At 59.2% G+C, this 8,506-nt stretch carries 10 protein-coding genes and 1 tRNA gene; 6 read left to right on the top strand and 5 right to left on the bottom strand.

The annotated features are described in order from the left end of the window. Positions 1-225: 225 nt before the first annotated feature. Both MHX61_RS10940 and MHX61_RS10935 read left to right on the top strand, forming a co-directional pair. On the top strand, positions 226-654 hold the full coding sequence (locus MHX61_RS10940; protein ID WP_239194814.1) for an MmcQ/YjbR family DNA-binding protein: 429 nt from the start codon (positions 226-228) through the stop codon (positions 652-654). Positions 655-706: 52 nt separating this feature from the next. After that, the gene (locus MHX61_RS10935) at positions 707-1,192 is read left to right on the top strand and encodes a MarR family winged helix-turn-helix transcriptional regulator (protein ID WP_239194812.1); all 486 of its coding nucleotides are present in this window, start codon (positions 707-709) and stop codon (positions 1,190-1,192) included. An 18-nt stretch (positions 1,193-1,210) separates the two neighbouring features. Here the strand turns inward: MHX61_RS10935 and MHX61_RS10930 are convergent, their stop codons facing one another. Continuing rightward, the gene (locus MHX61_RS10930; protein ID WP_239194810.1) at positions 1,211-1,759 is read right to left on the bottom strand and encodes a DNA-3-methyladenine glycosylase; all 549 of its coding nucleotides are present in this window, start codon (positions 1,757-1,759) and stop codon (positions 1,211-1,213) included. Continuing rightward, positions 1,759-2,622: a polysaccharide deacetylase family protein gene (locus MHX61_RS10925; RefSeq protein WP_239194808.1), complete on the bottom strand. Its 864-nt coding sequence runs from the start codon at positions 2,620-2,622 to the stop codon at positions 1,759-1,761. The genes MHX61_RS10930 and MHX61_RS10925 overlap by 1 nt, the downstream gene beginning before the upstream one ends. Positions 2,623-2,779: 157 nt before the next feature. Between MHX61_RS10925 and MHX61_RS10920 the strand changes: the two genes are divergently transcribed. Together MHX61_RS10920 and MHX61_RS10915 are read left to right on the top strand one after the other, a co-directional pair. Next, positions 2,780-2,852, top strand: a tRNA-Ala gene (locus MHX61_RS10920). Positions 2,853-3,118: 266 nt separating this feature from the next. Next, entirely contained in the window at positions 3,119-3,367 is a 249-nt protein-coding gene (locus tag MHX61_RS10915) for a hypothetical protein (RefSeq protein ID WP_049378424.1), read from the top strand. Here MHX61_RS10915 and MHX61_RS10910 read toward each other — a convergent pair. The 3 genes from MHX61_RS10910 to MHX61_RS10900 form a co-directional block, all read right to left on the bottom strand. Continuing rightward, positions 3,364-3,834 (bottom strand): GNAT family N-acetyltransferase, encoded by a 471-nt coding sequence (locus MHX61_RS10910; protein ID WP_239194816.1) that lies wholly within the window; start codon positions 3,832-3,834, stop codon positions 3,364-3,366. The genes MHX61_RS10915 and MHX61_RS10910 overlap by 4 nt on opposite strands. 99 nt (positions 3,835-3,933) lie before the next feature. After that, positions 3,934-4,137 carry a hypothetical protein gene (locus tag MHX61_RS10905; protein WP_005326240.1) on the bottom strand — a complete coding sequence of 68 codons (204 nt, stop codon included), beginning with the start codon at positions 4,135-4,137 and terminating at the stop codon, positions 3,934-3,936. A gap of 133 nt (positions 4,138-4,270) precedes the next feature. Continuing rightward, positions 4,271-5,011, bottom strand: a complete 741-nt coding sequence (locus MHX61_RS10900; RefSeq protein ID WP_239194806.1) for a hypothetical protein — start codon at positions 5,009-5,011, stop codon at positions 4,271-4,273. A gap of 283 nt (positions 5,012-5,294) precedes the next feature. On the opposite strand from MHX61_RS10900, the gene MHX61_RS10895 reads away from it, so the two are divergent. Further along, positions 5,295-6,221 (top strand): methylenetetrahydrofolate reductase, encoded by a 927-nt coding sequence (locus tag MHX61_RS10895; protein ID WP_239194804.1) that lies wholly within the window; start codon positions 5,295-5,297, stop codon positions 6,219-6,221. Continuing rightward, the gene (gene metE / locus MHX61_RS10890) at positions 6,214-8,484 is read left to right on the top strand and encodes a 5-methyltetrahydropteroyltriglutamate--homocysteine S-methyltransferase (RefSeq protein ID WP_239194802.1); all 2,271 of its coding nucleotides are present in this window, start codon (positions 6,214-6,216) and stop codon (positions 8,482-8,484) included. The genes MHX61_RS10895 and metE overlap by 8 nt, the downstream gene beginning before the upstream one ends. The last annotated feature ends 22 nt before the right edge of the window (positions 8,485-8,506 follow it).

The following is an 8,506-nucleotide window of genomic DNA, read 5'->3' as shown; positions in this document are numbered from 1 at the left end:
CCAACCAAGGCAACTAAGCCACGACGATCCGATTCAGACAACGAATGAAACGGGCCAACAACCCCAGACACAACAACACCCTCCTAAGGGAAAGTGTTGCAACGACCCTCTGAACTCAAGCGTTCCCAGGAGCTCTGAGAAGTGCCACAATGGCGAGCGCTCCACTCGGATCACCATTTTCGTCCATATAAACCGGCAAAACCGTCGACGAAAACCGAGGTTTGGATGGACGATATCGTTGAAGACAGTACTAAGCCAGTCTCGAAGAGGGAGCCGATGATGGATGGCAGTGGCATCTACACAGTTGCACGGCAGCGCGCCGAAGAGATGCTCGGCTCGCAGGTACAGCATCCTTTCGGGCCCGACTGGGAAGTATTCAAAGTACGCGGCAAGGTTTTCTTGTTGTTGACCGCGGTGACGGGCCAAGAGCAAATGATTGTTAAGGCCGAGCCGGAGGACTGCCAAGCGCTACAGCAGCAGTATTCGTTCATTGCGCCGGGCTACCACATGAATAAGCGGCATTGGGTTTCCGTCTACCCACACGCAGACCTGCACCAACGCCTGATAGAGGAGTTAGTCACGGATTCCTATCGTATGGTGGTGGAAAAGCTGCCGAAAACGCAGTGTCCTATTGACCCGACATCTTTGGGTTAAGGGCCGTGGAGAGTCACTTTATATCTAAAGCCTTGTTGTTAAAATAAATCTCATGACCGAGCGCGATGACTTCTGGCTTGATGATGAAGAACTGGCATCATTTATGTCCCTAATGAGTGTAAATATTCGCTTGACTAATATTTTGGATGCTCAGCTGCGCGATGATGCAGGTCTGAGCTTTTTTGAGTACACGGTGCTCTCCCGGCTATCTGAGGCGGAAAATCGTGAAATGCGTATGCGTGACCTAGCGATTACTGCCAATGGTTCTTTATCGCGCTTAAGCCAGGTCGTTACGCGCCTAGAAAAGCAGGGGTGGGTTGTGCGCCAGCCGTGTCCGACCGATGGCCGTACCACCATGGCGCAGTTGACGGATAGCGGCTGGGACAAGGTGGTAGAGACGGCACCTGGGCACGCTAAGCAGGCGCGGAAGTCCGTAATGGATAAGCTAACCCGCACGCAGATTCGCCAGATGCTGCAGATTAATCAGCGGATTATTAAGGCCATCGAGAATGATGAGCGCTACGGTGGGCGCTATTAGGTAGTGCGCCTTGCGAGGCTATGGCTTGGGATAGCCGCGGCGGCCCGAGACGGTTTTATCGAAAGGTATCCAAAACCGTAGGGCCGCTTCCTGGTTTTTGGAGATACCGATACGCGGTCCGCACACCCATTCTGGTTCGGTGGTTCGCTCTACAATCTGAATCGGTTGGTGATTGTCTTCGAGCGTGAAGCCGAGGGCCTTGCCGAGGTTTCCCGGTCCGCGGGCGAGATTATGAAAATCAGAGGTTCCACGGCGGGCAAAGGCGGTGTCGGCGCCCTCGATGATTTCACCGCCCCGCAGCAGGCAGCCCTGACCAGTGCCTTCAGGGGCGCAGACGATATTGACGTTGCGATGGATGCCGTAAGAAATATAGACGTAGAACCTGCCCGGCGGACCGAACATGGCCGCATTACGCGGGGTCTTGCCATTGAAGGTGTGTGCCGCGGAGTCCTCGGCGCCTAGGTAAGCCTCGACCTCAGTGAGGCGGATGCTCACCCCGGCATGGGTGAGGGTGCAGCCGAGGAGTTGGGGAGCGACGGCGTCGGCAGTCAGGGCAAAATCAATCATTAACCACGAGCGTAGTAGCGCTTACCTGGCACAGGGGTGCGCAGGAGGCGATCCAGGCTCACGGGCTCGAGGCCCTTGGCGCGTAGGCCATCGATGACGCAATCGGCGGCGTCCACGGTGGTGGGGTGGATATCATGCATCAAGATAATGGAACCGGCGCGGGCACCCTGCACGGCCGAGGAGCAGACGTGATCAGAGTTGCGGTCCTTCCAATCCACGGTGTCGACGTCCCAGAGCGCTTGGGAGACGCCCTTATCGCGGGTTGCCTGATCCACGGTGGCGTTGGTAGCGCCGTAGGGCGGGCGTACCCAGCGCGTACCCTGGCCGGTGGCCTTCTTAATAGCGGCGTTGCCGGCGTCGATTTCTTGGGATACCTGCTCATAGGACAGGGTATTGAGCTGGCGGTGGCTCTTGGTGTGGTTGCCGATGGTGTGGCCCTCGGCCTTCATGCGTTTGAGCAGCTCAGGGTGCTGCGCAGCACTAGGGGCGATCACCATGAAGCTTGCGTGGGCGTTCTTGGCCTTAAGTTTGTCCAGCAGGCGGTTGGTTTCGGCGCCTGGGCCGTCATCGTAGGTGATAGCTACGCAGTTGGCACAGTCGACGCCACCACTATTGCGTGGCTTTGTTTTCTTCTCCTGGGCCGGGGTGGGCGCCTTCTGCTTAGGAGCCTTGTGCGGGAGAGCCTTGGAGGAGATGTCCTCGACCTGCGCGCGGGCGTCATCGATGCGGTGGTTGATTTCGTCTTGGATATTCGAGCTGGAGGACGCAGGCAGCTGTGGAATCTGCGGCAACTGTGCGTTAGCGGCCGCTGGAACGGCAGCGGCGACGAGCACGGTGAGGGCGGAGGTGAGAATGTGACGCATAGTCTTCCTAAGGATGAGGGAAAGTGGACACGATGTGTCCATGACCCTAGCGCCTGCGTGAAACTGAAGTGATAGGACATGCCTAAAGTGGCCAAAGTGATTTGAGTGGTTCAGGTTTGGAGTTACTTCGCCTGCGGTAGTAAAGTACTTAGGCACTGGGGCATTAGCTCAATTGGTAGAGCATCTGCTTTGCAAGCAGAAGGTCAGGAGTTCGATTCTCCTATGCTCCACAGCATGAAGTCCGGCTTCCTCTTCGGAGGGGCCGGACTTTTTCTCTATGCGGTGGATCCAGGGGCTTCTGGGGTCGAATTGGCTGCGATCGCAACTTTCGTCCATACAAACCGTGGTTTCCGTCGACGGTTGTGCCGATTTATATGGACGAAAATCGTGAACAGCGAAAGAAGCGGGCGGAATTGTGCAAGGTCGCGGGCGAGAAACCTTCAGTACAGTGAATGGGGAATCATTACTGTCCCGCGATACCACCAGGAGACCAACCATGACCGCCAATGCTCGCTACAGTGATCCCTTTACCTCCGCAGACAAAGAAGTTGCGGCGCCGGAGGGTGCGGAATTCGTGGTAGTGCGCAAGCGCGGCGAGTCCGCGGTGGATGGCGAGGTTGTGAGCTTTCACAGCACCCGCGAAGAGGCGCGCGAGGCGGTTATGGCAGGACTGACCGAGGAGTTTAAGACGGCCGTGGATAACGAGCCCATTTATGTTACTCACGCCCGCCTGCGTTCGCTTTAGAAGCGCTTGACCATCACAAAGTGATCCTCGTGGCTGCCCACGTGCTCGAAGCCGAGGTGCTCATAGAGACCCTTGGCGCGGGGATTATCGGGGTGGACGGCTAGAGAGATGCCGGGGGCGCGCAGGGTCTGGGCGAGGGAAGTGGCGGCGTCGATAAGCGCGGTGGCAATGCCTTGGCCCTTATAGCGGGCCTCGACCGCGATGGCGAGCTCCGGAATGGCGGGCTCAACAAAGCCAAAGCCGTGATTGTCCTCCGTGCCCCAATTGAGCCACACGCCGCCGGCTGGGACGAGCTCCTCCCATGCGATGAAGCCGCCCTGATTGGGCTCCCAATTTTCCACGTAGAAGGCAAAATCATCGGCAAAATCGGGGGAAAGCTCGCCGTGCTCGTCACCGAAAGTATCAGTAAGAAAGTTGAGGCGGGCGAGGTAGGTGCGGTCAGATTCCTGCGTTGCGCGAAGTTCCATAAGATCCACGATAGACGGCGGGCCGTAGCGTGGGGTGGGCACGCGAAAAATCCCTTCCGTACAAGCCGGTGACCTGCGAGGAAGGGATTGTGCTAACGCTTAGGCTAGGTGGTAATTGCGGACGTCGTGACCGTTGAATTCGCGCTCGATGCCGGCCTCATCCACGGAGTGGAAAGTGGTTCCGTTATCGATGGCGAAGCGCAGGTTATCCACGCGAGAGGAAGGGTCTTTGGACACCGCACCCGCCGGGAAGTAGTACGTTGAGCCGTCTTTGAGCTTGACGGTGAGGGACTCAAAGCTCATTGTTCATCTCCTTGTAGAAAGATCCCTAATGTGGGAATTCAATCAAGAGATTTTTGTTTAGGCAAAGCAATGAGATCTAGACAACGCTACGCATACCCCCACGGCGGGGTGGTAAGCGTATTTATTCCTCGGTTTACAGGCGGTGCTTGCCCTCGTTTTGGTGGTCATCGGTAACGCGGGTGGTATCGGCCGGCTGAGCTGCTTCTTCCTCGCGGTGCTTGGCCAGCTGCTCATCGATGGAACCGAGGAGCTCCTCATCGCGTACGGCACCTTCTTCAACGAGGTCAGACTGGGTGTCATTCTCGCTGGCGGAAGTGTAGACCAAGGCGGACTCCGGAGCGGTGTGGGATCCGGGCTGGAAGTCATCCACGCGCGGCGGGGTCTGGGAAGGCTTGTCGTTGGAGCGCAGCCAGTAATAGGCGGCACCGGCCGCAGCGGACAATAGGGCGATGATGCCGGCGAAGATCCAGCCCTTAGAGGACTTCTTATTCTTCTTCTGCTTTTTGGCTACCTTGGCGGATTTCTTCTTGAGGTTCTTCTGGGCCTTCTGGGAATCCTTTTTTGCCTGCTTGCGGGCTTTCTTTGCCTTCTTGGTTGCCTCTTCCTTGGCATCGTTCAGGCGCTCGGTAGCGTCCTCGCGGTAATCGTTGAATTCCCCTAGGGCGCGCTCGAGGCGGGAGTGTGCGGCGCGGGTGACGGCGCCTGCCTGGCGGCGGGGTTCAGCGAAGTTGCTGTTATCGCGCTCGTCCATCTTCTGCGCAGCTTCTTCTAGGGCGGTATAGGCTTCGCGCGACTTTTCCTCGCGGTAGTTATTGAACTGGCTCCACAGGTTCGATGCGGTCTTAAAGGCCACGTTCAGTGTGGTGGGGTTCATGGGGCGGAACACTCCTTAACTCAGATTTATCAATTCGCTTTCACCCAGCATAGTGACGTGGTGGGCGGTGTACCACCGTTGGCGTCGCGGCGTGCAGCGGGAACGCGCTAGAAATAGACCGCTTGGTTCAGAATTCACGATTATTATTCACCTGATTTTTCGTCAACCTCGCAGTTTGCAGGCTTGCAAAGGTATCACCATTGCAGAATCTCTACCGCGCAAACTGAACAGCTTGGTACGTTTTTTCTCAACGCACCAACGACGACCAGCAAAGGAGGTGACCATGAGTCCGCGACTTTCGGCTTCCGCGCCCTTGGATTATGAAAGCGAAGAGGAAGCAGATGCGCCCGAGCGCCTTGCCCTTTCCTTCGAGGTAATCCCACCGCGCCACGACGCCGATGCCGCCAAGATCGACCGCTTGCTAGAAGTCTTAGAAAGCTACCATCCCGATTACATCGCGGTGACTAGCTCCCAACGCTCCGGCTGGCTAGAGGGGACCGCGGCCTTTATTGAGAAGATCTCGCAGAACACCTCCATGCGCCCGCTGGCGCACTTAGCCTGCACGGCCGGCTCGCGCGAAGAGCTCATCGAGTGGATCAATCGCTTGGTAGACGCCGGTGTTCGTGGCCTACTGGCCTTGCGCGGCGATCTCCCAGAAGGGGGCATGCCAGAACACTACCTGCAGCATGCTGATGAGCTGATTCGACTCATCCGCGAGCTAGAAAGCCACCAAGCGGCACGCTTTGCCGCCGGCCGGCTAGCGGTGAGCGTGGCCTGCTACCCCAGCGGCCACGCAGAATCCAAGAATGAAGACGAGGACTTCGACGTGCTGCTCAATAAGCAGCGTCTCGGCGCGGACTTCGCCATCACCCAGCTCTTCTTTGACGCCGAGGATTTCCTCCGCTTCGCCCAAAGGGCGAAATTGGCCGGGGTAAAAATCCCCCTCATTCCCGGGATTATGCCCATGACCAGCCTGCGCCGGTTGGAACGAATGGGGCAGCTGTCCGGGCTGACCGTACCCGAAAGGGTGCGCAGTCAGCTCGCGGCAGCGACAACCCCAGAAGAGGAATACGAACTCGGCATGGAGCTTACTGCCCAATTGGCCCGCACCATTGTGGCCGGCGGCGCGGAAGGCCTCCATATCTATACCCACAATAATCCGGACATTACACAAGACCTGTTATCTCGAATCGGAGTAGACAATGACTAACACTAACTTCCCCAAGGCGACGATTGAGGGCTACCCCCGCGTCGGCGCTAACCGTGAGCTAAAGCGCGCGCTGGAATCCTACTGGGCCGGCCGCATCGATGCGGAAACCTTCGAGTCCGCCGCACATTCCCTCCGCCTGGATACTTATAACCGCCTGCGCGATCTGGGACTTACTGAGGACTACGCCATTCCTGCCGACGTCGCCTACTACGACCAGGTGCTCGAGACCGCACTGACCGTTGGCGCCGTGGCCGGCGAGACCCTGGATGATGAGTTCACCTTGGCGCGCGGCAATAAGGACACCGCGCCGCTGGAGATGACCAAGTGGTTTGATACCAATTACCACTACATCGTCCCGGAAATCGCCGATAACCAGAACTTCAAGGCGCACCCGCAGCGCGTTACCAAGCTGGTAGAAGAGGCCCGCGCGGCAGGCCACACCGTGCGCCCGTACCTCGTCGGCCCAGTCACCTTGCTGGCCCTGTCTAAGCAGGCAGAGGGTGCTACCAAGTCTCCGCTCGACCGCTTGGATGATGCCGTCAAGGCATACCAGGAGGTACTGGCCGAGCTGGATAAGTCCGGCGTGAAGTGGGTACAGCTGGCCGAGCCTGCCCTGGTAGCGGACCTGACCATCGCCAACGATGAGGAACTGGCCGCCCACACCAAGCGCGCCTACGAGGCTATTTTGGGCGCGGACAACCGCCCGCAGGTATACCTCACCACCCCGTACGGTTCTGCCCGCAAGGGCCTCGACGTTCTGGCGGAGCTCAAGCCAGAGGCCGTCCAGGTGGACCTTTCCGTAGGAACCTTGGCACTCGATGAGGGCTACCTCGATCGCGTGAAGAACCTGAAGTCCCACCTGGTTGCCGGCCTTATCGACGGCCGCAATGTCTGGGCCGCCAACCTGCGCGACCTGCGCTCCAAGTACGACGACCTAGAGGGAAGCCTCGATTCCCTCTCCGTGTCTACTTCCGTATCTCTGCAGCACGTGCCACACACCGTCGAGGCAGAAACCAAGCTGCCTGCAGACGTCGCCACCTGGTTCTCCTTCGCTAATGAGAAGGTCAAGGAAGTCGTCGCCCTCTCCCAGGGCCCGCTGGAGGCACCGGAGGCTTATAGCATCAGCGACCGCGCAGTGCGCACCCGTGCCGAATCCGAGCGCATCCACAACGCGGCGGTGAAGGCGCGCATCGAGGAGCTGCCGGCCGGCGAGGTCAAGCGCGAGCCTGCCTTTGCTGAGCGCAACGAGGCGCAGACGGAACTTGGCCTGCCGCAGCTGCCAACCACCACTATCGGCTCCTTCCCCCAGACCAAGGAGATCCGCCAGGCGCGTGCGGCGCACCGCAAGGGCGAGCTTTCCGACGCCGACTACAACGCCGCCCTCAAGGACGAGGTCAAGTCCGTCATTGAGCTGCAGGAGCGCCTCGGCCTCGATATCCTCGTTCACGGCGAGCCGGAGCGCAATGACATGGTCCAGTACTTTGCCGAGCTGCTCGATGGCTTCGTCACCACCGAAAACGGCTGGGTCCAGTCATATGGCTCCCGTTGCACTCGTCCGCCAATCGTGGTTGGTGACATCTCCCGCCCGGCTGCGATGACCACCGAGTGGTCCAAGTACGCCCAGTCGCTCTCGGAGCACCACGTCAAGGGCATGCTCACCGGTCCGGTGACCATCTTGGCCTGGTCCTTCGTCCGTGATGACGTACACCAGTCCGTCTCCGCGGACCAGCTCGGCGTCGCGCTGGCGGATGAGGTGCATGACCTGGAAGAGGCAGGCATCGACATCATCCAGATCGACGAGCCCGCCCTGCGCGAGCTCCTGCCGCTGCGCGAGGAAGACCGCAAGGCCTACCTGGACTGGGCCGTGCGTTCCTTCCGCCTGGTAGCCCTCGAGGCCAAGCCGACCACCCAGATCCACACCCACCTGTGCTACTCCGAGTTCGGCCAGATCATCGATGCCGTTGCCGGCCTGGATGCCGATGTCACCTCCATCGAGGCGGCCCGCTCCCGCATGGAGCTGCTGGAGGATATCGACGAGACCTTCCACTCCGAGATCGGCCCGGGCATCTACGATATTCACTCCCCGCGCGTGCCTTCCGTAGCGGAGATGGCAGAGCTCATCCGCGCCGCGCTCAAGCACGTGCCGGTCGAGCGCCTGTGGGTCAACCCGGACTGCGGCCTGAAGACCCGCGGCTACGAGGAGACCGAGGCCTCCCTGCGCAATATGGTGCTGGCTCGCGATGAGGTGCGCGAGTCCCTCTAAATCCTCCCTAATCGCACCGCAA

The organism is Corynebacterium sp. ACRPF, assembly GCF_022347395.1.
GTDB classification, from domain to species: Bacteria; Actinomycetota; Actinomycetes; order Mycobacteriales; family Mycobacteriaceae; genus Corynebacterium; species Corynebacterium tuberculostearicum_D.
The sequence above is the reverse complement of the archived record's forward strand: the minus strand, read 5'-3'. Positions and strand labels throughout refer to the sequence as shown.

Bases quoted from the DNA above. Each gene is read 5' to 3' on its own strand.
- MHX61_RS10940 (WP_239194814.1), top strand. From the start codon at position 226: ATGGACGATATCGTTGAAGACAGTACTAAGCCAGTCTCGAAGAGGGAG.
- MHX61_RS10935 (WP_239194812.1), top strand. From the start codon at position 707: ATGACCGAGCGCGATGACTTCTGGCTTGATGATGAAGAACTGGCATCA.
- MHX61_RS10930 (WP_239194810.1), bottom strand. From the start codon at position 1,759: ATGATTGATTTTGCCCTGACTGCCGACGCCGTCGCTCCCCAACTCCTC.
- MHX61_RS10925 (WP_239194808.1), bottom strand. From the start codon at position 2,622: ATGCGTCACATTCTCACCTCCGCCCTCACCGTGCTCGTCGCCGCTGCC.
- MHX61_RS10915 (WP_049378424.1), top strand. From the start codon at position 3,119: ATGACCGCCAATGCTCGCTACAGTGATCCCTTTACCTCCGCAGACAAA.
- MHX61_RS10910 (WP_239194816.1), bottom strand. From the start codon at position 3,834: ATGGAACTTCGCGCAACGCAGGAATCTGACCGCACCTACCTCGCCCGC.
- MHX61_RS10905 (WP_005326240.1), bottom strand. From the start codon at position 4,137: ATGAGCTTTGAGTCCCTCACCGTCAAGCTCAAAGACGGCTCAACGTAC.
- MHX61_RS10900 (WP_239194806.1), bottom strand. From the start codon at position 5,011: ATGAACCCCACCACACTGAACGTGGCCTTTAAGACCGCATCGAACCTG.
- MHX61_RS10895 (WP_239194804.1), top strand. From the start codon at position 5,295: ATGAGTCCGCGACTTTCGGCTTCCGCGCCCTTGGATTATGAAAGCGAA.
- metE (WP_239194802.1), top strand. From the start codon at position 6,214: ATGACTAACACTAACTTCCCCAAGGCGACGATTGAGGGCTACCCCCGC.